General features: G+C 39.8%; 16 protein-coding genes. 7 read left to right on the top strand and 9 right to left on the bottom strand.

What is annotated here, in order from left to right; translation table 11 throughout:
* Nucleotides 1-259: 259 nt before the first annotated feature.
* A complete protein-coding gene (locus ACRRSQ_RS03700; protein WP_440874356.1) occupies nucleotides 260-1,606 on the top strand; it encodes a sodium-dependent transporter in 1,347 nt (448 codons plus the stop codon).
* Between the two features lie 123 nt (nucleotides 1,607-1,729).
* Here ACRRSQ_RS03700 and ACRRSQ_RS03695 read toward each other — a convergent pair whose 3' ends face one another.
* Entirely contained in the window at nucleotides 1,730-2,467 is a 738-nt protein-coding gene (locus tag ACRRSQ_RS03695) for a TIGR01621 family pseudouridine synthase (RefSeq protein ID WP_440874355.1), read from the bottom strand.
* Between the two features lie 10 nt (nucleotides 2,468-2,477).
* Nucleotides 2,478-3,836: a Na+/H+ antiporter NhaC family protein gene (locus tag ACRRSQ_RS03690; protein ID WP_440874354.1), complete on the bottom strand. Its 1,359-nt coding sequence runs from the start codon at nucleotides 3,834-3,836 to the stop codon at nucleotides 2,478-2,480.
* Nucleotides 3,837-4,156: 320 nt separating this feature from the next.
* Between ACRRSQ_RS03690 and gshA the strand changes: the two genes are divergently transcribed.
* Nucleotides 4,157-5,740 carry a glutamate--cysteine ligase gene (gshA, locus tag ACRRSQ_RS03685; protein ID WP_440874353.1) on the top strand — a complete coding sequence of 528 codons (1,584 nt, stop codon included), beginning with the start codon at nucleotides 4,157-4,159 and terminating at the stop codon, nucleotides 5,738-5,740.
* 513 nt (nucleotides 5,741-6,253) lie between these two features.
* Nucleotides 6,254-6,865 carry a transglycosylase SLT domain-containing protein gene (locus ACRRSQ_RS03680; RefSeq protein WP_440874352.1) on the top strand — a complete coding sequence of 204 codons (612 nt, stop codon included), beginning with the start codon at nucleotides 6,254-6,256 and terminating at the stop codon, nucleotides 6,863-6,865.
* 603 nt (nucleotides 6,866-7,468) lie between these two features.
* Here ACRRSQ_RS03680 and ACRRSQ_RS03675 read toward each other — a convergent pair.
* The 3 genes from ACRRSQ_RS03675 to ACRRSQ_RS03665 all read right to left on the bottom strand — a co-directional run bounded on the left by ACRRSQ_RS03675 (nucleotide 7,469) and on the right by ACRRSQ_RS03665 (nucleotide 11,008).
* The gene (locus ACRRSQ_RS03675; RefSeq protein ID WP_440874351.1) at nucleotides 7,469-8,752 is read right to left on the bottom strand and encodes an HlyC/CorC family transporter; all 1,284 of its coding nucleotides are present in this window, start codon (nucleotides 8,750-8,752) and stop codon (nucleotides 7,469-7,471) included.
* 101 nt (nucleotides 8,753-8,853) lie between these two features.
* Nucleotides 8,854-9,645, bottom strand: a complete 792-nt coding sequence (locus ACRRSQ_RS03670) for a cytochrome C assembly family protein (RefSeq protein ID WP_440874350.1) — start codon at nucleotides 9,643-9,645, stop codon at nucleotides 8,854-8,856.
* 139 nt (nucleotides 9,646-9,784) lie between these two features.
* A complete protein-coding gene (locus tag ACRRSQ_RS03665; protein WP_440874349.1) occupies nucleotides 9,785-11,008 on the bottom strand; it encodes an SO_0444 family Cu/Zn efflux transporter in 1,224 nt (407 codons plus the stop codon).
* A 262-nt stretch (nucleotides 11,009-11,270) separates the two neighbouring features.
* On the opposite strand from ACRRSQ_RS03665, the gene ffh reads away from it, so the two are divergent.
* Nucleotides 11,271-12,665, top strand: a complete 1,395-nt coding sequence (gene ffh / locus ACRRSQ_RS03660) for a signal recognition particle protein (protein WP_440874348.1) — start codon at nucleotides 11,271-11,273, stop codon at nucleotides 12,663-12,665.
* Nucleotides 12,666-12,759: 94 nt separating this feature from the next.
* Here the strand turns inward: ffh and ACRRSQ_RS03655 are convergent, their stop codons facing one another.
* Nucleotides 12,760-13,413, bottom strand: a complete 654-nt coding sequence (locus ACRRSQ_RS03655; protein WP_440874347.1) for a carbonic anhydrase — start codon at nucleotides 13,411-13,413, stop codon at nucleotides 12,760-12,762.
* A gap of 271 nt (nucleotides 13,414-13,684) precedes the next feature.
* Here ACRRSQ_RS03655 and ylqF point away from each other — a divergent pair, with 271 nt between their 5' ends.
* Entirely contained in the window at nucleotides 13,685-14,620 is a 936-nt protein-coding gene (gene ylqF / locus ACRRSQ_RS03650; protein WP_440874789.1) for a ribosome biogenesis GTPase YlqF, read from the top strand.
* A gap of 9 nt (nucleotides 14,621-14,629) precedes the next feature.
* On the top strand, nucleotides 14,630-15,058 hold the full coding sequence (locus tag ACRRSQ_RS03645) for an HIT domain-containing protein (RefSeq protein WP_440874346.1): 429 nt from the start codon (nucleotides 14,630-14,632) through the stop codon (nucleotides 15,056-15,058).
* 41 nt (nucleotides 15,059-15,099) lie between these two features.
* Here the strand turns inward: ACRRSQ_RS03645 and megL are convergent, their stop codons facing one another.
* On the bottom strand, nucleotides 15,100-16,308 hold the full coding sequence (gene megL, locus ACRRSQ_RS03640) for a methionine gamma-lyase (protein WP_440874345.1): 1,209 nt from the start codon (nucleotides 16,306-16,308) through the stop codon (nucleotides 15,100-15,102).
* Between the two features lie 293 nt (nucleotides 16,309-16,601).
* Between megL and ACRRSQ_RS03635 the strand changes: the two genes are divergently transcribed.
* A complete protein-coding gene (locus ACRRSQ_RS03635; RefSeq protein ID WP_440874344.1) occupies nucleotides 16,602-18,185 on the top strand; it encodes a sigma 54-interacting transcriptional regulator in 1,584 nt (527 codons plus the stop codon).
* Nucleotides 18,186-18,294: 109 nt separating this feature from the next.
* On the opposite strand, the gene ACRRSQ_RS03630 is transcribed toward ACRRSQ_RS03635, so the two are convergent.
* Both ACRRSQ_RS03630 and purL read right to left on the bottom strand, forming a co-directional pair.
* Nucleotides 18,295-18,690 carry a stress response translation initiation inhibitor YciH gene (locus ACRRSQ_RS03630; RefSeq protein WP_440874343.1) on the bottom strand — a complete coding sequence of 132 codons (396 nt, stop codon included), beginning with the start codon at nucleotides 18,688-18,690 and terminating at the stop codon, nucleotides 18,295-18,297.
* A gap of 509 nt (nucleotides 18,691-19,199) precedes the next feature.
* A complete protein-coding gene (gene purL, locus ACRRSQ_RS03625) occupies nucleotides 19,200-23,117 on the bottom strand; it encodes a phosphoribosylformylglycinamidine synthase (RefSeq protein WP_440874342.1) in 3,918 nt (1,305 codons plus the stop codon).
* Between the last annotated feature and the right edge of the window lie 186 nt (nucleotides 23,118-23,303).

The raw sequence follows: 23,303 nt of genomic DNA, 5'->3' as shown, positions 1-23,303 counted from the left end.
AAATTTTTGTTATCTTTTGTTTTTTATTGCTATACACCTTAACGGCAACCTTACCTGTTTAAATAACGCAAACCTATGCTAACCTTTTGTTTTAAATGGTTTTCGATTTTGTTTTTCGACAATTTTCTTAACCATAAAAATGTTACTGAACTGGACGTTTTTTGCTAAAAATAACTAACTTTAAAATTAACAGGCTGTTCTTTTTAAAAAAGTTTCAGTAGATTAGTCAGCATTAAGTAAACAACAAAGAAGTGAATGAATGGCAGTTTCTCGAAGCGGGTTTAGCTCGCGCATGGGTTTTATTATGGCGGCGGCAGGCTCTGCTGTTGGTCTAGGAAATATTTGGGGCTTTCCAACACAAACCGCCAGCAATGGTGGCGCAGCGTTTGTACTCGTTTATTTGGTACTAGCATTTTGTTTAGCATATCCTGCATTTATGGCAGAGTTGCTAATTGGCCGTTATGGTCAAGCAAACGCAGTTACCTCTTTGCAAAAAATGTCTAAAACACTGTGGCAAAAGCGCTTTGCCTTTTTAGTTGGCTTTGGTGGCATTATCTGTGCGGCGTTAATTCTAAGCTTTTACGGTATTATTGCTGGTTGGATGATGTCGTATGCTATTGAGCCGGTATTAAAGCTAGCCAGCTTTGAAACAGGGGCTTCTTGGGTGGTAACACACAGCCTAACGCGCAACTTGATGTTTACTTCGTTATTTATGTTGGCCACTATCTTTATTATTCGCCATGGCGTTGAAAACGGTATTGAAAAATGGTCAAAACGTTTAATGCCATTGCTAATCGTTTTACTCGTGCTATTAAGTAGTTATGTTTTCACGCTTGAAGGAGCAAGTGCCGGACTGGATGCTTACTTAAATCCAGACATTTCAAGCATTCTTGATCCGAACCTCTTAATTAGTGCCCTTGGCCAAGCTTTTTTCTCATTATCGCTTGGTACCAGTGTTATGGTGATTTATGGCTCTTATATTTCGAAAAAAGAGAACTTGGTCACTTTAGGTGCTCAGGTTACCTTAATTGATGTCTCTATTGCCTTTCTAGCAGGTCTACTTATTATTCCTGCGATGTACGTTGCACAGGCGCAAGGTGTGACTATCTTTGCTGAAGACGGTAGCTTAGTTTCGGGTTCAAGTTTAGTTTTTACTATTTTGCCAACCTTGTTCCAAAGTATGGGCGATGTCGGGTTATTTGTTGCCTTTGCCTTTTTTGTGCTCATGTCTATTGCGGCACTAACTTCGTCAATTTCAATGTTAGAAGGTCCCGTTTCTTACGCAGTGGAACGCCATAACTTAAAGCGTGAAACGGCAACAACCATTATCGGTTTGATTATATTAGCGTTTAGCATGGTGATCGTATTTAACTTATCATTTATGTTAGATCTGGTTGCGATAATTTCAACTCAATATGGACAGCCGATTGTTGCGATGTTGTGTTGTGTATTTGTTGGTTGGATTTGGCACCGTAACGATGTATTAGCTGAGATAAAAGAAGGCAATAGTGACGTTGAACATAGTGTCTTTTGGAAAATTTGGCCTTGGTATACTAAGTTTGTTTGTCCTACAGCGATAGCCGTTGTTTTTATTCATTCGCTGTAAAATAGCGTTGAATGAATCGAATAAAAAAACCGACATTATGTCGGTTTTTTTATGATGTTTTTATATATTGTTTTTTGATGAAGCTAGCCTGATGACTTAAACCTGACGTAAGCCGAGAGCAGCTTATTTAACCTTCGGCCATGTCTGCAACCAAGGTTTTGTTAGCGATTGCAGTTGCTCAATAACGTTAGGTTGTAAAAACTCATCTCCAGTGCTTGGCGCTACACAATATTGATAACACTTATCATCAAAATCAAAGACCAGCGCATAAGCGTGCAAATAACCTCTGTCGGTATTTATTTTTGATCCTGCCTTAGTGGCGATATTGGTATTGTAGAGCGCATCACCTAATATTGGCGCGGCTATGCTATTTAAGGCCACACGTATCTGATGGGTTTTTCCCGAATGCGGTTTTAACAAATATAAGCGTTTACCTTGCCCAATACTGTAGGAAAAAAATTGCGTTATAGCTGGGTTTGTTTGCGTGCGCAATAATTTATACATACCGCGACGACTTTTACTCATATCACCTTTGATTAAGCCTTGTTTTTTACTCGGCTTATTTTCACTGATGGCAATATAGTACTTTTCAATTTGATGGCTTGAAAAAATCTGTTCGAAATAGCGCGCAGCTTCAAGAGTTTTGGCAAAAATTATCAAGCCTGAGGTCATTTTATCTAAACGATGAACTGGGTAGAGCGGGTTATTACCCAGTGCTGCTTTTACCTGGTTAAACAAACCTGCGCCAATTTCTCCTTCATCATGAAAATTCACGTTAGCGGCTTTATCAACGATAATAAAATCTTGCTGTTCATCGACTATGCTAAAAGGTGCTGAAAATTCTTGCTCAGGTTGGTTCATCTAACTTTGCCTATAAAGTTAAGCCATAAAGTACATAACAAATCAGTGTTACAGCCGCAGCAAATAATGCATAGGGTAGCTGGGTTTTAACATGTTCAAAATGATCACAGCCACTGGCAATCGATGCAACAACCGTCGTATCTGAAATAGGGGAGGCATGATCGCCAAATATACCACCGCCAAGCACTGCAGCGACTAAAAACTCAACCGGTAGCCCGCTGTCTAAAGCAATGGGCACTGCAATAGGGATTAAAATAGCAAAAGTGCCCCACGAAGTACCTGTAGCAAATGCCATAATGCCTGCGGCGATAAACAGCACCGGCGCCATCATATAAATTGGTAATTCAACGTTGAGCAATTGACTAACGTATACACCCGTGCCCAATGCTTTAATTGCGTCGCCAAAGGCAAAAGAGAGCACCAAAATACTGACCGCAGGCAACATTTTGTAAATACCTTTTCCGCTGTAAGAAACAACTTCTTTGATATTTAACAAACGATAAAAGCCAATAAGCGTTATTAATATTACGATTGAGGCGAGGATCGCCCAAAATACTGAAAAGGAGCCAGAGCCACTGCGAATATCCCCATTGCCTGAGACATATAACAATACCAAGGTAAAAGACAGTAGCGATAACAGTGGTAGCCACATAACTTTGGCAGGTGCTATTTTTGTTATCTTGTCTTTAAGATTGAGTTCTATGTTTGAATTAGCATATTTTAGTGGGCCAAATACTTTACCGCTATAGGCGGTGTAGTAGGCTAATACCAATGCAAGAATAGCGTAAATATTATAGAAAATGGTACCAATTAAAATACCAACGGGATCGTTAAACTGGTAACCATCTAATAAGCCAAGTACATACGCACCCCAGCCATTAATTAAAAATAAAATACTTACCGGGGCACAGGTTGAATCGATTAAATAAGCAAGACGCGCGCGACTTAAATTGTGATGATCAAATACTTTTTGGCTGGCCATGCCAGCGGTAAATAAACTTAAATTGGTATCGGTAAAAATGCTAGTACCTAACACTGTCGGTAACATGCTCGCTTGACGAGAAGACTTAACCAGTTTTAGCTCACTTAAGTGCTTAATAAAGCCATTTACCGCGCCTGATTGATTCATTAAAGTAACCAAAGCACCAATGAGCAAACTAAAGCTAACAATGTAAATATTGCCTAAGCTATTAAATACATTAGTGATAGCCAAAAAGCTAAGTTGAATACTACTGAAAATCTGCCAGTTTTCACTTAATAAAAAACATAAAAACACGCCACAAATTAATGCTAATAAGGCGTTTTTACGCCACACCGCGATGGCAATGGCTAATAATGGCGGTAATAAACTTAGTGGGCTATCTTGCATGATTATATATATTTTAATTATTGGTTAATAAGTCATTATAGCGAGTGAAGTAACAAGTGTTATAAGCAGTTGTTAAATGGTCTTAATGTAACGTTAAATTCACTAGAACTGACATGAAGTTAAAGTCTATCATCACTTATGTATCGAGTAATGTGCTTAAATGTATCTTAACAATTTTTTTGTAATTTAATTACCTAGATCACGGTCTAGTGAACGATTATATGAAACAATAGCCAACAATTATTCGCTTAACATTGAAAAGTGTTATTTTACCCTCAGATATAGGGTACTAATTCAGCACAGTGTGCACAGGGACTATTTTGACAACTTCTTTAAATAAATACCTTAAGGCTTTTGAACAAGAAGCTAATCTATCGGCTTTAACCGGCATCGGTCGAGGCATTGAACGAGAAGCTTTAAGAGTTTTACCTGAAGGTAAATTATCTGAACGCCCTCATTTTTATCAATTAGGCTCTGCATTAACTCACCCAAGTATTACCACTGATTATGCTGAAACCTTGCTAGAATTTATTACGCCAGTGACCTTCTCGCCAGAGCAAGCAATTGCGCAATTGCAAGATATTCAAAAATATACCTTAAGCCAAATAGACGGTGAATTGTTGTGGCCGATGAGCATGCCATGTTTTGTTGAAGATCAAGGCAAAATAGCATTAGCGAATTATGGTCAGTCTAATATTGGCAAAATGAAAACCGTTTATCGCCAAGGGTTGAAAAATCGTTACGGCAGTATGATGCAAGTTATTGCTGGTATACATTTTAACTTTTCATTCCCTGACAGTTTTTGGCAAACCTTGCAAGAACTTGATGATAACCAATTGCCTCGTGATCAATATATTTCTGAAAAATATTTCGCGGTATTACGTAATTACAAACGTTATTGTTGGTTAATTCCCTATTTATTTGGTAGTTCGCCAAGTTTATGTCCGTCGTTTTTACAAGGCCATGATCATCAGTTACCTTTTAAAACTGCGCCGTCAGGCAGTATTTATTTAGAGTATGCAACTTCACTACGCATGAGCGATTTAGGTTATACCAACAGCGAGCAATCGTCGCTAAGAATTTGTTATAACAATCTCGATGATTATGTCGCCGGCGTGCAAGAGGCGATTAGCCTACCGTCAGAAAAATTTGCCAAAATTGGCGTTAAGGTTGATGGCAAATACCAGCAGCTAAACAGTAACGTTTTACAAATTGAAAATGAACTTTACGCGCCAATTCGCCCTAAACGTGTTGCAAAGTCAGGCGAAAAACCGTCACAAGCATTACAAGAGCGTGGCGTTGAATATATTGAAGTTCGCGCTTTAGACGTTAACCCATTTGTTGATACCGGCATTAGTATTGAACAAGTCTACTTTTTAGATGTATTTCTCACATTCTGCGCCTTAGAAGATGATCAACAACTTGGTTGCGATGAGCAGCGTATTTATGAAAGCAACATGGATGAAGTGGTTATTCGTGGCAGAGATCCAAAGTTAACCTTAGTTGATGGTAGTGATAAAAAATCTGTTACGCAGTGGGGTAATGAAATTTTTGCCAAACTTGCGCAAGTTGCCAAGCTATTAGATAGCGCTTATCAAACGACTAAGTACAGCCAAGCAATTACCGTCGAAAATGCCAAAATTAACGACCCGAGTTTAACGCCGTCGGCACAAATACTGAAAGTTTTGATTGAAGACGGACAAAGCTTATCTGCAATCGCATTGGCGCAGGCAAGTGAATATCGAGAGCAACTGTTAGCAAGAGATTATCAATTTTACGATCAAACATACTTTACAGAAACCGTTGCTGCATCGCATCAGCAACAAAAAGATATTGAAGCAGACGATAACCAAAGCTTTGACGAATTTTTAACGGAGTATTTTTCAGAGCAAAAAAGTGAATAGTTAATCTAAAATTATTCACTATTAACTATTTGATAAACAAAAAAAAGGCGCGTTAGGGCAACGCGCCGTACAAATAAAGAAAGCAGTCCAGGGAGGTTTAGCTTTCATAGTTAAGACTACAGTAATTTTGATTAGTTCACTTTTTATACGAAAAAAGTGAATTAATTTTCAATTATTTTTTTCTCACTATTTATTAATCACTTATTTCGCCTTTCTCAATTATTTTTCATTGTTCTCAAATTTAAGACAAAAAAAAGCGCATTAAAAAATGCGCTAAAAAACATGAAATACTATAGGAAATTAAAAGGGATAAAAATACCTCTCGCGTAGTAAGAGCATGCACTAGGGAAAAAGTTCATTTTTATCGTCATTATTTTTAGGGGCTGTTGATCTTTCGTGTTTATTTTTACTGTTTTTTATTAACACTATGGCTTGATGATTAAATTTGGTATTGGAAAATTATTCTGGCATTATTGTTGTTCCAAATACCTATCTGTATTAATTAAGTTTTTTATGAAATTACCCATACTGATATCATTTTTTCTGATCCTACTTACCGGCTGCGCTACGCCGCCACCTAAAAACCCTGAAAATATTTGTGAAATATTTAGAGAGCATCGAGATTGGTATTTTGCTGCAAAAGATGCGCGCGAACGTTGGGGAGTGCCAATTCATGTACCTATGGCCATGATGTATCAAGAAAGCTCATTTAAAGCCGACGCTGCGCCACCAAGAGACTATCTTTTGGGTTTTATACCATGGGGACGAGTGAGTAGTGCTTATGGCTATTCACAGGCGAAAACCATGACTTGGGATGACTATATGCGAGAAACGGGTAATTCAGGGGCAGATCGTGATGACTTTGAAGACGCGATCGACTTTATGGGCTGGTTTATTTTCAAAACGCAAAAAATTAATAAAGTGTCGAAATGGGACGCTTACAACCAGTATTTAAACTACCACGAAGGTTGGGGTGGTTTTAAGCGTAAAACCTATAAAAAGAAAGCTTGGTTGGTGTCAGTATCACGTAAAGTCGACAGTCGTGCTAAACGTTACAGTAGCCAACTAAAAAGTTGCGAAGAAGAGCTGAACAAAGGCTGGTTATGGCGCTTGTTTTTTGGCTAAATACCGCGGTTAAAGGGCCGAGTTAAGCAACAAATATTGTATATCGTTATTCAAAATAAATATAAAAACTATGCTTGTGTATAAAATCACCTGCATAGTTTTTTTTTGTTATTGATTATTGCCCTTTTGATATTTTTTTTACTCAGTTATACGCGTCGCAGGGTTTAGGCAAGTCATTGCATATTTCTTACCAATTTAATAGTTTTAAAAAATAAAAAATCATCATTCCTTACAAACAAAGGCCTACATGAAAGCATTAAAAAAAAATGACATTTTTATTAAAAAGGGTTTGCAAATCGCAAGCGCAAGAATTTATTGGGCTTGCCTCCGTTATCCACAGAAATTGTGGAAAATGCAAAAGTGGATAACTGCCTGTGTATAACTTTGTGGTTAACTTTTTTGCGCTTCTATATTATCCACATTTGGTTGCTTAAAAAAGCATTCTGTTAACGATAAAGGTAGGATAATTGAATGCAAATTATTATTTGTGAGTTTAAAGAAAAATTTTTGATGGTTAAATTGGCAAGTTGTAATAAGATTGGCACAAAAAAAAGAGCTGTTAATAACGATATCAACAGCTCTTTTTAAATCAGACCGTAACGGTTATGTATCGTCTTCGGCAACATTAAAATGCTCAGGCAATATACGCACGGTTTTAATCATGTTATCGCATACCTCGACAATTTCCACTGGATAGCCTGAAATGCGCACACTTATGTTAGCTTGTGGAATATCTTCTAAGTATTCGATGATCAAACCATTAAGTGTCTTAGGCCCATCGGTAGGAAAACTCCACGACATTTCTTTATTAATATCACGAATGGTGGCGCTACCGTCAACGAGGTAGGTGCCGTCTGGTTGTATATTAACTTCGTCACTGGCTGTAGGTGTCATTGTGGTTGTAAAGTCACCGACGATTTCTTCTAGAATGTCTTCTAAGGTAACTAAGCCTTGAATATCGCCGTATTCATCCACTACAAGCCCTAAACGTTCTTTAGCATGTTGAAACTTAAGAAGCTGAACATTCAGTTGTGTGCCTTCTGGAATAAAATACAATTCACGAACCGCACGTAGTAGTGTGGCTTTGGTAAATTGATTTTTTGATACCAGGCGCAATGCGTCACGCAAATGCACGTAGCCGACCACATCATCAATATTATCGCGATAAAGCAATACACGGGTATGGTTGGCTTGAGTAAGTTGTTTTTGAATTCTTTTCCAATCGTCATTAATGTCGATGCCAACCAATTCATTACGCGGGATCATAATGTCTTCAACGGTGACATTTTCAAGGTCAAGTATACCGACCAGCATGTTTTGGTCGCGCTCGGGTAATAATGCACTTGACTCATTGACCACGGTTTTAAGCTCTTCGGTACTTAAACTATGTTGCTCTCGCTGCTCAGAGCTAATACCAAGCAACATTAAAATGCCGTTAGTGATCCAGTTAACAGATACCACAAGTGGGTATAGCAGCTTTAATAGTAGCGTTAAAATAATTGAACTTGGAAAAGCAACCTTTTCAGGGTAAAGCGCTGCCAAGGTTTTTGGGGTGACTTCGGCAAAAATTAAAATAACTAAGGTGAGTAATAAACCTGCATAAAAGATCCCGGCATCACCGTATAGACGTTCTGCGATAATACCTGCAATTAACGAGGCAAAAATATTAACAAGGTTATTGCCAATTAAAATTAAACCAATGAGTTTGTCGGGCTTAGCAAGTAATTTACTCACACGTTTAGCACCGCGATGTTTTTTCTTAGTAAGGTGTTTTAACCGATAAGGGTTAAGTGACATCATGCCGGTTTCTGAGCTTGAAAAATAAGCTGAAATTAGAATAAGTATGCCAAGTATGGCAAACAATATTTCTGTGGAGATACTGTCCAAAAAGGGGATCCTAGGTAATTAAAAATAGGCGATTAAAAATTATGGTCTAATCGCCGCGCATTTTGTATCTGTACAAAACTTATACACGTTATACAGCATTATTAAGATAATAAAAACTCTTTAACAAATCGGCTGCCAAAATAAGATAAGGTTAATAAGCCTGTTGCTATAAGTGTAAGTGATAAGACTTTATTGCCGCGCCAGCCTTTACTGTAATGACCCCATAATATAATGGTGTAGATCACTAGTGATATTAAAGACAACACTGTTTTATGAATATTTTCTGCGGCAAAAAAGCGTTCAATAAAGAAAAATCCGGTGAGTTCACTGGCAAATAAACATAGGGTGCCAATGGCCAAAATGGTAAATAGTTGCTGCTCTACCTGCATTAGTGGCGGCAAGTGACTAACCGCAGTCAGGTTTTTACTCTTTAACTTGAAGTTAATATAAGCCACTTGGAATGAATACAACATCGCAATGATTAATACGCAATAAGCAATTAATGCCAACGTTATATGGCTAATTAAAAATAGCTTCTCGGCGTGCAATGGTATTTGCTCTACGTTGGGAATAAAGGTCATTAACAACTGCCAAATACCGGCAAAACCATAAACAACGGGCAGTAATAGGTTCACTTTAAATTTAAGCGCAACGATGGTAATTGTTAAGGTAATAATTAAACTCACCAACGAAATAACGTTAGGTAAGTTAATGTTAATCTCGTGCGACTCTAATAAAAGATGAGAGTTGGTTAAGGTATGCGCAATAATTGCAATAGCGCCTAAGCTAAGTGCAACAATGAGATTAGGCCCTTGTGGGTGGAATAATCGAGAAACAATAGCAATAGTTGCAAGTATGTAGAAAACAAATGCAATGATTGAAAAAATATCCATAAAAAATCTAAATAGCCTTTATCTTTATTAAGGTAAATAATGAGCAAGTAACTCAAAATACGACGATAAAATACGCATAGCAATGGCTGATTCTATCAGAATGCTAGCCATACTCCATATATAAACGCCAATAATATGATCAAACTCTAATAAATTGTTTTCGTAATGGTTTTATCGCCAATAATGCGATTAATGCGGCACAAGATAATCCGAACCAATCCGGCAGCATACTGTGGCTATGAGCCATTTGTTGGGTGATATCAATATTAAATAGATTTAATCCCCAATCAAGTAGCAAGCCAAAGGCAATCGCGCATACAGCAATACCAGATAAGTAGCGCACTAATACTTGCGTGCCCATTTCATTTCTAATCACACCAAGTGTTGAAATATTCGTGGCAGGGCCTGCCATCATAAACACTAAAGCAGTACCCGGAGAAATGCCCGCCATAATTAACCCTGCCGCAATAGGTGTTGATGCGGTTGCACAAATATACATAGGGATTGAAATTAAAATCATCATTAACATCGCTGGCAAGCCTGTGCCGTAACTAAGTAAAAATTCTTGCGGTACAAAGGTTTTTATTAGTGTGGCGAAAATAAGGCCGATCATTAACCAAATGATCAGATCGTCAATTAACTTAGTGGCAGCATATTTAAGCCCAAGTGTCGTTTTAGCTAGAATACTTGCTTGTTGAGTTGTTGCTTCTGTATCACAGCATGACGTTGTTTTTTCTGTTTGTTCAGCAGCACGTTCAGAAATACTTGGTTTGCTTGCACAACAACTTGTATTTACTTCGGCCTTTTCTACCTGCGGTGTTGTTGAACAGCAAGCGCTGGTCGTTTCCGCTGGCGTTTTTATTGTTTCAGTTTTATTTTCCGCTTGGCTCGCACAACAGCTGCTAGTTTTTTCTTGACCAGTACTTTTTGTATCCTGCTGTTCTGCTGCCGATTGTGAGTTTGTTGTCGCGACAAACATACCGGTAAAAATTGCGGATAAAATCGCGGTGATCGGGCGATAAATTGCAAATATTGGCCCCAACAAGGCGTACGAAACAGACACAGAGTCAACGCCAGTTTCTGGGGTGGCCACTAAAAATGAAGCGGTTGCTTCGGGCGAGGCGCCACTTCGTCTTAATTCAGTGGCTACGGGGATAACGCCACAAGAGCAAAGTGGTAAAGGCGCACCTATTAATGCCGCTTTTACAATGGCAGGTTTTCCTTTACCTAAATGTTTACTTAAAATTTTTGAGGGTACCCAAGCTTTCATTAATCCTGCGATAATTAAACCAAGCAATAACCATGGACTTGCTTCGGCACTAAGCGCTAAAAAATTCTCTATTAATAAACTTAACTGTTCCACATTTAAACCTTTAAACACGATACAACGACTGACAAATCTGTAAGTGGGAATTTTAGCATATTTGCGATTACGACTCTTAAACTAATTCATTAATTTCGATTATTTTTATTGATAATAACAAGCGGTGAAAGTTTATGCTTTCGCTTATGGCTGACCAAGGTATAATGGACAGCAATTTAGCAAAGCTATCCCTTATTGAATTTAATAGATTTGTCACCATTTATTAAAAATCAATGCCGTTAATTTTATTATCGAGTTAAACATGTTTGAAAATTTATCTGATCGCTTAACCAAATCGTTAAAAAATATCAGCGGTAAAGGCCGCTTAACCGAAGACAATATTAAAGAGACCCTGCGCGAAGTTCGCATGGCGTTACTTGAGGCCGATGTTGCCTTAGTTGTTATTCGTGAATTTATTAAAAAAGTGAAAGAGCGAGCGGTTGGTGTTGATGTTTCAAAAAGTTTAACGCCAGGTCAAGAATTTGTAAAAATTGTCCGTTCTGAACTTGAAATTGCCATGGGGGCAGAAAACGAAAGCTTAGACTTAAAAGCAGCGCCACCAGCGGTTGTTTTAATGGCTGGTCTTCAAGGTGCGGGTAAAACCACCTCAGTTGCTAAACTGGCTAAATTTTTAACTGAGCGTGAAAAGAAAAAGGTATTAGTTGTTAGTGCCGATGTGTATCGTCCTGCGGCAATCAAGCAATTACAAACCTTAGCGGATGAAATTGGCGTTGAATTTTTCCCAAGTGACATCAAACAAAAACCAATTGATATTGCTAATGCCGCAATTGCTCACGCAAAATTACAGTTCTTTGATGTACTAATTGTTGATACCGCTGGTCGCTTACACGTTGATGAAAGCATGATGGGTGAAATTCAAGACTTACATAGCGCAATCAACCCAGTAGAAACGTTATTCACCGTTGATGCCATGACAGGTCAAGATGCCGCGAATACGGCAAAAGCCTTTAACGACGCATTACCATTAACCGGTGTTATCTTAACTAAGACCGATGGTGACGCCCGTGGCGGTGCCGCACTTTCAATTCGTCATATTACCGGTAAGCCAATCAAGTTTATGGGTGTTGGTGAAAAAACCGACGCGCTAGAACCTTTCCACCCTGATCGTGTCGCTTCACGTATTTTAGGTATGGGTGACGTTTTATCACTGATTGAAGAAGTTGAACAAAAAGTAGATAAAAAGAAAGCTGAAAAATTAGCTAACAAGGTTAAAAGTGGTAAAGGTTTTGATCTTGAAGACTTTCGTGAACAACTTGTGCAAATGAAAAGCATGGGCGGCATGATGGGCTTGATGGACAAATTACCAGGCATGGGCAATATGTCTGAGCAAATTAAAGGCCAGATGGATGACAAAATGACCATTCACATGGAAGCGATAATTAACTCGATGACACCAGGTGAACGTCAGCGTCCTGAAATTATTAAAGGTTCACGTAAACGCAGAATTGCAGCAGGCTCTGGCATGCAAATTCAAGACGTGAACAAGCTCTTGAAGCAATTTACCCAAATGCAAAAAATGATGAAAAAAATGTCAGGTAAGGGCGGCATGAAAAAAATGATGCGCAGCATGAAAGGCATGATGCCACCAGGTGGAATGGGTGGTATGGGCGGCGGTGGCGGAATGTTCGGCCGCTAAGCGAGATACATGATAATTTAATCAATAAAAAACGCTTCTAAATGAAGCGTTTTTTTATTGCTTTAAGCTAACAAATTAGGGTGTTAGCAAGCGCTTATTTGTCTTTTGACAAAGCTTCGATGGTTTCGCTGTAGACATGATTAAACGGTTTGAAGCTATTTGAACTTGGCTCGTAACAACTAATTTCACCGGTTTCAATACGATACACCCAACCATGAACTCTGATCTTATTAGTTGCACATTTGGCAACGACCATAGGGTGAGTTTTCAAATGTTGAATTTGCAGTAAGACATTCTCTTCAATTACTTCGTCTAGGTGATGATGCTCAACACAGCCGTGTCGCTCTTTAATCACTTCAACAGCACCACGACAATGACCTAGCCACTCTTGAACATGTGGTAATTCGTCAAGTGCTTTAGTATCTAATGCGCCTTTCATCGCGCCACAGTCAGTATGGCCACAAATAACAATATCTTTCACGCCAAGTACTGCCACTGCATATTCGATAGATGCAGTCATACCACCAGTTTCATTGGTGTGAGGTGGTACAACATTACCTGCATTTCGGCAAATAAATAAGTCGCCCGGGCGAGTTTGCGTAACTAAATTAGGATCAATGCGTGAATCTGAACACGTAATAAATAGCACTTCAGGATTTTGCCTTGAGGCTAAACTGCTAAATAACGCTTGGTGCTCTATAAAGGCGTGATTTTGAAATTCGAGCACACCTTTAATAATGTCTTGCATGGCTATTACCTTTTTGTTTTTTTGCTAATTGCGTTAGCGTAAATGAATTCATCGTAGCCTAATTCAGCGCAGCTTTTGATGGTGTTAAAAATTGTTAGTGCTGCTTAATGTTAACTACTGCGCCATTTTAATATGATTACTGTGTAATTAAAAAGCGCTTTATCTTAATATTCACTGATAAGTCGTTACTTATTTGCCGCATGGTAATACGTGTTTAAAACAACAATGTTTGTTAGAATCGCAACCACTTTATCTTGATCTTAAAAATACTATGGCAATTAATTGGTTTCCCGGGCATATGCATAAGGCCCAAAAAGAAATAAAAGAAATCCTTCCACAAATAGATGTTGTTATCGAAGTGTGTGACGCACGCTTGCCATTTAGTAGTGAAAACCCAATGATCACCGAAATTCGTGGTGATAAACCGTTGATCAAAATCTTAAATAAAAGTGACTTAGCCGATCCTGAATTAACACAAGTGTGGTTAGACTACTTAGAGTCGCAACACAACGTAAAAGCGATTGCATTAACAACCGATAATTCAGCTACAGCTAAATTAATTCCGTCGTTAATTCGCAAACTGGTGCCACATAAAGATGCAACCGGTAAACAAATTAATGCGGTGATCATGGGCATTCCGAATGTTGGCAAGTCGACATTAATTAATACTTTAGTTGGTAAAACCAAAGCAAAAGTCGGTAACGAGCCTGCGGTAACCAAAGGCCAGCAACGTATTCGTTTAGAAGACGGGCTTTATTTGTTTGATACCCCTGGCATGTTATGGCCTAAAATTGCCAATGAAAACAGTGGTTATCGCCTTGCGGTTTCTGGCGCAGTGAAAGATACAGCGTTTGATCATGAAGACATCGCGTTTTTTGCCGCAGAATACTTATTACAAGCGTACCCTGAGCGCGTAATGACCCGTTATAAACTTGAGCACACACCGCAGCAAGAAGTTGATTTAATTGAAGCCATTGGTAAAAATCGAGGTTGCGTGAAAAGCGGCGGTCATGTCGACTTTCATAAAGCATCCGCGATTTTAATTAATGAAATTAGAGATAAAACCCTAGGCGCATTAACCTTTGAATTGCCTGAAATGGTCATTGAAGAAAACGAACGTTTTGCCAAACTAGAAGCGGAAAAAGTTGCCGCACGTGAAGCGAAAAAAGCCGCACGTGGTCGTGGACGAAAAAATAAACGAAAATAGGATCCGAATATGTCTGAACAATTTAAGCTAGCCGAGCAATTAGAAAATGATTGTTATGTATTAGCCGATTTGCCTTTATGCCAGTTATTATTATGTAACGACAGTGCTTACCCATGGTTTATCTTGGTACCACGTGTTACTGATGTTCAAGATATTTATCAATTAGACTGGCAGGACCAACAGCAATTTTTAAATGAATCGAGCATGTTAAGTGAATTGTTAATGCAAGAGTTTGCTGGTGACAAAATGAATGTTGCCGCCTTAGGCAATGTGGTCCCTCAATTACACGTTCATCATGTGGTGCGTTTTAAAACCGATGTGAGTTGGCCAAAACCTATTTGGGGACAGCAAGCATTAACGCCATATACCGTTGAGCAAGTTGAGGTAATTAAGTCGCGCTTATTACCTAAACTTAGCGCGATTACGGAACAAAAATAATCACGCCTTGTGTTTTGTTATACTTTATTAATTGCCGCTTGTTAAGCGGCTTTTATTTTTTTTATTTGTGCTAACTGCGCTAACGACTGCTCTAAATCGTCAATTAAATCTTCGCTGTTTTCTAAACCAACCGATATGCGAATAAGCGAGTCACTAATGCCCGCCGCCAAGCGTTCCTCTTGGCTGTATGGTGAATGAGTCATCGACGCTGGGTGTTGCACTAACGACTCGGCATCACCTAAACTAACGGCAATCGAAAATAGTTTTAATTGATTAATAAAACGCTCGCCTTGGCTCAGATTACAATCTAACTCAAAGGCAATCACGCCACCAGCTGCCTTCATTTGCTTACCGATAAATTTATGGCCAGAATGAGAGCTTAAGCCCGGGTAATACACTTGGCTCACTAAAGGGTGAGCTTCTAAAAATTCAGCAACTTTTTGTGCGTTGCTGCAATGCCTTTCCATGCGGATCGGCAAGGTTTTTAAGCCACGCAATATTAGCCAAGCATCGTGTGGGCTAATAGTGGCGCCAATATCTTTTAATGCAGTTCCTTTAATATGAGCGATCATTTCACGACTACCGCAAATAATACCGGCAACTACATCGCCATGACCGTTTAAATATTTTGTGGCGCTGTGTACTACTAGATCAATGCCGTACTGTGCCGGTTGCTGAAGCACTGGTGTTAAAAAGGTATTGTCCACAATTGATAAAATGCCGTGCTTTTGGGCAACTTTAGCAATGGCCGCCAAATCAAGCACCACTAGGTTAGGGTTTATCGGGGTTTCGCAAAAAATTACCTTGGTATTTTCTTTGATCGCCGCGTCGATATTGTCGGCATTGCTCATATCAACAAATGAAGCTTCTATGCCAAAGCGCGCCAACATATGATTAATTAACGCATACGAGCATCCGTATATCGCGTTAGAAGAAATAATATGATCACCCGCTTGTAAATTGGCCAATAACGCTGCTGACACTGCGCCCATACCGGTTGCTGTTGCTGCGCCATCGTCCATACCTTCCATAGTCGCAACCCGCATTTCAAGTTGGCGTGTGGTCGGGTTACCTAAGCGGCTGTAGATAAAACCTTCTTCTTCGCCGGCAAAGCGACGAGCGCCTTGTGCGGCATCGTCAAAAATAAAGGTAGATGTTTGATATAGAGGTGTCGCTAATGAACCAAATTGCTCGTCATTAATTCGACCTGCGTGAATTGCTTGGGTTTCTATGTGTTTACTTGTTGTCATAACTATTCGCTCTATTAACGGCTTAATTTATTGTTGTTTTATTAGCTTAAGTTAATGCAACACCAGTGCCTGATTATTCACTCTTGTTAATTTGTAATTAAAACAATGATTTATCGTTATTCTTTGGTTGGGTGATCGCTTGCTTATTTTGAGTTGTCATAAAAATATTACAACGGGTGTGAAGTGTTCTTTACCTAAGCCATAGCGTGTATGGCTTACACGGATTAGGCGCTTTAATATTACTTTGTAATACTGTGGTTACAGTCATAAAAATATTACAAAGTGGCGCAAAAATGCGATTAAAAATAGAGTCGACCGACCGAATCGGTATTAGCCAAGAAATTCTAGCGGTATTTGCCAAGCGCTCGTGGGATCTTCGCGCGATTGAAGTTGAGGCATTTGTAACTTACGTACATATTGACGAAACTAAACTTTCGCTTATTGATATTAATCGCAGTTTGGCGACTATCGAGGGCATTAAAAGCTGCATTGAAATTGAATTTTTACCGACCGAATTAAAAGCACATCATATGCATACCTTATTATCGCGTATGCCGGATCCTATGATCGATATAAACCACGATGGTAAAATATTATTACTTAACCAAGCCGCGCAACATTTATTAGCTGAGCAGCAGCAAAGCTTAAATAACCGCGTGATAGATGACTTTATCGAACCTAGCTATCAAAGCTTAATCCAAGACAAAGCCATTACCACTTCAGTTCACTTTTTAGGAAAAGCCTATCTTGCTGAGCTTACCCCAGTATTAATTGATGACAAAATAAACGGTGGCGTGCTCGTGCTACGTACCATGAAATCACTCGGTCGACAGATATCATTAATGCAAGCCGATAAAGCGCAGACGCTCGATCACATTATTGGGCAATCAACTAAAATTAAAGTGCTGAAAGAGCAAACGCTACGTTTTGCTAAATTAGAATTGCCTGTGCTGATCAGCGGTGAAACTGGTACTGGTAAAGAATTGGTGGCACGCGCTATTCATCAAGCCAGTGCTCGCGCTAAATCACCTTTTTTGGCAATAAATTGCGCGGCATTGCCCGAAAATTTATTAGAAAGTGAGCTTTACGGTTATGCGCAAGGGGCATTTACTGGCGCACAAAAAGGCGGCAAACCGGGCTTATTTGAACTTGCCGAAGGCGGAACCATTTTTCTTGATGAAATTGCCGAAATGTCGACTTACTTGCAAGCAAAGCTGTTACGTTTTTTGCAAGACTTTCGCTTTCGACGTTTAGGTGGCACTAAAGAATTAACCGCCAATGTCCGCATTATTAGTGCCAGTCATCAGCAATTTGAACGCTTATTACAATTACAGCATTTTCGCGAAGACTTATTTTATCGTTTAAATGTTTTAACATTAACCTTGCCACCGCTGCGCGATCGAATTGATGATATTGCCTTATTAAGTCAGCACTTTATTGAAAGCTCAGCGTTGCAAGTTGATCAAGTAAAACCCCATTTAACTGAGCAAGCTTTAGCGCGACTAAAAGCCTTTAGTTGGCCGGGTAACATTCGCCAATTGCAAAATATTTTATTTCGAGTGGTCGCACTGAATAAAAGCGGGCAAATTGAAGCAAAAGAGCTAAATGAAGCGCTGGCTGATTTTGGTCACTTTAGTGAACGTCCAACGGATATTGCTCATCACAACATCCATGACAATCAAGAGCACCTTGGTGTAGTACAAAATGAGCAAATAGCAGATATTCAAGACTGGCAAAGTGCTCAACAGCTTTTTGAGAAAAGCTTACTCAAGCAGTTATTGCCGCATTATCCAACAACGCGAAAATTAGCGAAAAGGTTAGGTGTTTCTCATAATAAAATTGCGATGAAACTGAGAAAGTATCAGCTTCAGCAATAAAATAAGAAAGAGTGAAAGGGGCAAAGGGGCGAAGGCGAGAGTACCATTAAAAACCAAGTCTGAGCTAGTAGAGAATAATGGTACTGCAGAGTTACGACAACACAGTCAGTTAGCCACCAATGAACTTTACTTTAAAGCCTTCTTTTTCTAAAACCGTTTTAATCACATCGCGCTTGTCGCCTTGCACTTCAATGGTTTCGCCAACAACGCTACCACCGGTGCCACAGGTTTTTTTAAGTTTTTTCGCCAATGCTTTTAGCGCGTCACTTTCTAACCCTAAACCACTGATCACGATAACACCTTTACCTTTTCGGCCTTTGGTTTCTCTGCGCACTTTTGCAAAACCGTCACTTGGCGTTACGTTAGCTTTTTGTTTTGGCTGTTTAATACGACCGCTATCGGTTGAATAAACTAACGAGTCGTCGTTAACTTCATTTTTTTCTTCGATAGGGGCTTTACCAAAAGCCGCAGCTAGATCGCTAAGACTCGATAAACTATTTTTCATTGTGAACTACCTAAAAGGTTTAAACGTTAACCTGCTGCGCGCTATGGAAAAAATTCGGCGCAACAATTCTGCGCTGATTATAACAAGTTAATAGGCGACTTAAAACGATACTAGGGGCTGTTGATCTTTCGTGTTTATTTTTGCAGCAGTTTATCGGTATTTAGACAAAGCATTGTGATTGCTATGTGGTTATTCCACATGAAAGCGCAATAATGATGGTTAAATGCCTAGAAACGCTGCCCTTGGGGTTCAACTAAACGCTATTTCTTCATCGTTGTTCACAACTTACATGGAACAACCATGCTGTGTTGTTCACGCCTTGAACAAAAAGCGTTTACTTTGAACAAAATTTAACCTCGAAAGATCAACAGACCCTAATGTCGATTGATTTATTACCGAGCTAAAAAGTTGTAGGCATAAAAAAACCAGTAAGCTAAGTTACTGGTTTTTTTAACAATAGCTAAGCGCTATTTAGCAGTGCTTTGCTTTTTCGATAACCGATTAAGCGATTAACCGATAAATTTACGTGCGTTGCGGAACATGCGAACCCATGGCGAGTCTTCTAACCACTCGTCAGGGTGCCAAGAGTTAGCAACGGTTCTAAATACACGTTCAGGGTGTGGCATCATAATGGTGACACGACCATCGGTTGTCGTTAATGAAGTAATACCATCTGGTGAACCGTTCGGGTTCGCCGGGTAAGTTTCAGTAACATCACCGTAGTTATTAATATAACGCATTGATACTGTGCCAGAATCGTTAGCATTAGCAATGGCATCTTCAGAGGTAAATTCAGTACGACCTTCACCATGAGAAACAGCGATTGGCATACGAGAGCCTTCCATGCCTTTAAAGAACACCGACGGGCTTTCTTGAATTTCAACTAAGCTAAAGCGTGCTTCAAAACGCTCTGATTTATTTTGTACAAATCGCGGCCATGCTTCACTACCTGGGATGATTTCTTTTAAGTTCGATAACATCTGACAACCGTTACAGACACCTAAACTGAAAGTGTCTTCACGGTGGAAGAAGGTTTTGAACATTTCACGCGCGCTTGGGTTAAATAAAATTGATTTTGCCCAACCTTCACCAGCACCTAATACATCACCGTAAGAGAAACCGCCACAAGCAACCAAACCGTTAAAATCTGCTAAGTCAGTGCGGCCTGATAAAATGTCAGACATGTGCACGTCAATTGCTTTAAAGCCAGCGCGGTCAAATGCTGCTGCCATTTCTACGTGCGAGTTAACACCTTGCTCACGTAAAATAGCCACTTTAGGGTGAGAGCCGTTTTGTGCATCTTTTACGATTAAATCACTAACAATGTCTTCATTAATATCGAAAGTCAGGGCAGCGTTTAAGCCCGGATCTTCAGTATCGAATTTAACGTCGTGCTCTTGCTGTGCACATTCTGGGTTATCACGAAGTGACTGCATTTTGAAGGTCGTTTGCGCCCACGTAGTGCGGTAGTATGTGCGAGAGTTTTCAAGCACGACTTCACCGTCACGGCTAAAGCGAATAGTGTCTTCGTTATTTAAACGGGCAACATCAGTACAACACTCAGAAATGCCGTGCTCATCAAAAATAGCGTGAATCGCGTCAACGTCAGACTCTTTAATTTGAATGACCGCACCTAGCTCTTCATTAAATAGCACCGATAGGTTGTCACCGCTTAGCTTAGATAAATCAACATCAACACCTGTGTGACCAGCAAAGGCCATTTCCACGATTGAGGTGAATAAACCACCGTCTGAACGGTCATGATAGGCGATAAGTTTTTCATCGCGAACCAAGGTTTGCATCGCGTTGAAGAAACCTTTCAAAATTTCTGGGCTGTCAACGTCTGGCGTTTGTGTGCCAAGCTGCTTGTAAACTTGCGCTAAACAAGAGCCACCTAAGCGGTTTTTACCTTTTGATAAGTCGATAGCAACAATGCGGGTATCGCCTAAATCTGTTCTTAATTGAGGAGTTACGGTTTTACGAATATCTTCAACGGCGCCAAAGGCGGTAATGATTAATGACATAGGAGAAGTTACAGATTTTTCTTCACCATTTTCTTGCCATTGGGTTTTCATCGACATTGAATCTTTGCCTACAGGAATGGTTAAACCAAGCGCAGGACAAAGTTCTTCACCAATGGCTTTTACTGCTTCGTATAAACCTGCGTCTTCACCTGGGTGACCGGCTGGCGACATCCAGTTAGCCGAAAGCTTGATGCGATTCAAATCACCAATATCTGTACCGGCAATATTCGTTAATGACTCAGCCACCGCTAAACGCGCTGATGCGCCAAAGTTTAATAAAGCAACTGGCGTGCGTTCACCTAACGACATGGCTTCGCCGTGGTAAGAGTCAAGGGCAGAAGCTGTTACGCCGCAATCTGCTACTGGTACTTGCCAAGGACCAACCATTTGGTCGCGATTAACCATACCGGTTACTGAGCGATCGCCAATGGTAATAAGGAACGTTTTTTCAGCAACGGTTGGCAAGCTTAAAATTCTGTCTGCCGCTTCTGCTAAAGATACATTTTCAAGTGCTAATTCATCACCGGCAGGGGCAACTGATTTAACGTCTTTAATAATTTTTGGTGTTTTACCTAATAATACGTCAAGTGGTAAATCAATTGGCGTATCGTTTACTGAGTCACCTTTAAAGTGTTCATCAGTCACGGTTAAATGTTCTTCTTCGGTGGCACGGCCAACAACAGCAAATGGTGCGCGTTCACGCTGACAAATTGCGGTGAATTGTGCAAGCTGCTCGTCAGAAACCGCTAATACATAACGTTCTTGTGACTCGTTACACCAAATTTCATGAGGCGCCATGCTGCGCTCATCATTTGGTACGTTGCGAAGTTCAAATACGCCGCCACGGCCGCCGTCTGATACAAGCTCAGGGAAGGCATTTGATAAACCACCTGCGCCAACATCATGAATAAATAGAATTGGGTTAGCATCGCCTAACTGCCAACATTTATCGATAACTTCCTGACAACGACGTTCCATTTCTGGGTTTTCACGTTGTACTGAAGCAAAGTCTAAGTTTTCAGCAGACTGACCAGAAGCCATACTTGACGCAGCGCCGCCGCCTAAACCAATGTTCATTGCTGGGCCACCTAAGGCAATTAAGTTTGCGCCAACAACAATGTCACCTTTTTGCACGTGCTCGTCACGAATGTTACCTAAACCACCAGCAAGCATAATCGGCTTGTGGTAACCACGAACTTCAGTGCCGTTGAAAGAATTCACTTCTTCCTCAAAAGTACGGAAATAACCTAAAATCGCTGGGCGACCAAATTCGTTGTTAAATGCCGCGCCGCCTAATGGGCCTTCGATCATAATATCTAGGGCTGACACAATACGTGACGGTTTGCCAAAATCAGTTTCCCAAGGTTGTTCAAAATTTGGAATACGTAAGTTTGATACAGAGAAACCCACTAAACCTGCTTTTGGTTTTGAACCAATACCGGTTGCGCCTTCATCACGAATTTCACCACCGCTGCCTGTTGCAGCACCTGGGTAAGGTGAAATTGCCGTAGGATGGTTATGAGTTTCAACCTTCATTAGAATTTGAATGTCTTCGTGGTTGTAGCTGTATTCGTTGGTTTCTGGGTTAGCAAAGAAACGACCGCCTTTATTACCTACCATTACCGCAGCGTTATCTTTATAAGCGCTTAGTACGTAATCGCTGTTCACTTCGTGGGTATTGCGGATCATTTTAAATAGTGATTTTGGCTGTTTTACGCCATCAATAGTCCAGTCAGCATTGAAAATTTTATGACGACAATGCTCAGAGTTTGCTTGGGCAAACATGTAAAGCTCAATATCGTGCGGGTTACGGCCAAGCTTAGTGAAGTTTTCAAATAGGTAATTAACTTCATCATCAGCAAGCGCTAAACCTAAGTCGCTGTTGGCATCAATTAATGCTTGTTTGCCGCCTTTTTCAATATCAATAATGGTTAACTTGCCTGGTTCAGCACTGGCAAATAACGATGTCGCTTGATTCATTTCAGTAAATACTGTTTCCATCATGCGATCGTGCAATAAGCTATTTAATTGTACTTGTTGCTCAGCTGTTAACGTATCGCCTGTAATGTAATAGGCTAAACCACGCTCTAAACGAACAACGCTTGATAATCCACAGTTATGCGCGATATCCGTTGATTTAGAAGACCAAGGTGAAATAGTACCAGGGCGAGGAGTTACTAATAAAAACTGACCTACAGGTTCGTGTTCTTCAATGGTTGGGCCATACTTAAGCAGTTGCTGTAAAACTTGAAACTCTTCTTGGCTAAGCTCTGCAGAAAGATGAGCAAAGTGCGCATATTCAGCATAAATATCTGTAACAGGTAGCTGCAGTTGAGCACATTGAGCAAGTAATTTTTTTACTCTAAATTCAGAAAGTGCTGGCGCGCCACGAAGGGTTTTCATTAACATCGACATAGTCTATTTCACCGGGTTAAATTAGTTGTGGATTATTAAGGATAAAAATCGCGCGTATTATAGTTGAAATGATTAGCTTTGATAAGGAATAAAACCATTCTGCGAATGATTATTGTCACAAAAAACAAAAAAGACTTTATGAAAAATCTAATTCACGCCACAATGATAATCTAT

The sequence above is a fragment of the Thalassotalea sp. PLHSN55 genome, from assembly GCF_052030545.1.
GTDB lineage: Bacteria > Pseudomonadota > Gammaproteobacteria > Enterobacterales > Alteromonadaceae > CANMXU01.
This window is presented reverse-complemented; position numbering and strand designations above follow the sequence as displayed.

Excerpts from the sequence above, each read along its gene's own strand:
- purL (WP_440874342.1), bottom strand. The coding sequence starts at position 23,117 with ATGAAAACCCTTCGTGGCGCGCCAGCACTTTCTGAATTTAGAGTAAAA.
- ACRRSQ_RS03655 (WP_440874347.1), bottom strand. The coding sequence starts at position 13,413 with ATGCAAGACATTATTAAAGGTGTGCTCGAATTTCAAAATCACGCCTTT.
- ACRRSQ_RS03680 (WP_440874352.1), top strand. The coding sequence starts at position 6,254 with ATGAAATTACCCATACTGATATCATTTTTTCTGATCCTACTTACCGGC.
- ACRRSQ_RS03690 (WP_440874354.1), bottom strand. The coding sequence starts at position 3,836 with ATGCAAGATAGCCCACTAAGTTTATTACCGCCATTATTAGCCATTGCC.
- ACRRSQ_RS03635 (WP_440874344.1), top strand. The coding sequence starts at position 16,602 with ATGCGATTAAAAATAGAGTCGACCGACCGAATCGGTATTAGCCAAGAA.
- ACRRSQ_RS03700 (WP_440874356.1), top strand. The coding sequence starts at position 260 with ATGGCAGTTTCTCGAAGCGGGTTTAGCTCGCGCATGGGTTTTATTATG.
- megL (WP_440874345.1), bottom strand. The coding sequence starts at position 16,308 with ATGACAACAAGTAAACACATAGAAACCCAAGCAATTCACGCAGGTCGA.
- ACRRSQ_RS03630 (WP_440874343.1), bottom strand. The coding sequence starts at position 18,690 with ATGAAAAATAGTTTATCGAGTCTTAGCGATCTAGCTGCGGCTTTTGGT.
- ylqF (WP_440874789.1), top strand. The coding sequence starts at position 13,685 with ATGGCAATTAATTGGTTTCCCGGGCATATGCATAAGGCCCAAAAAGAA.
- ACRRSQ_RS03645 (WP_440874346.1), top strand. The coding sequence starts at position 14,630 with ATGTCTGAACAATTTAAGCTAGCCGAGCAATTAGAAAATGATTGTTAT.
- ACRRSQ_RS03670 (WP_440874350.1), bottom strand. The coding sequence starts at position 9,645 with ATGGATATTTTTTCAATCATTGCATTTGTTTTCTACATACTTGCAACT.
- ffh (WP_440874348.1), top strand. The coding sequence starts at position 11,271 with ATGTTTGAAAATTTATCTGATCGCTTAACCAAATCGTTAAAAAATATC.
- ACRRSQ_RS03695 (WP_440874355.1), bottom strand. The coding sequence starts at position 2,467 with ATGAACCAACCTGAGCAAGAATTTTCAGCACCTTTTAGCATAGTCGAT.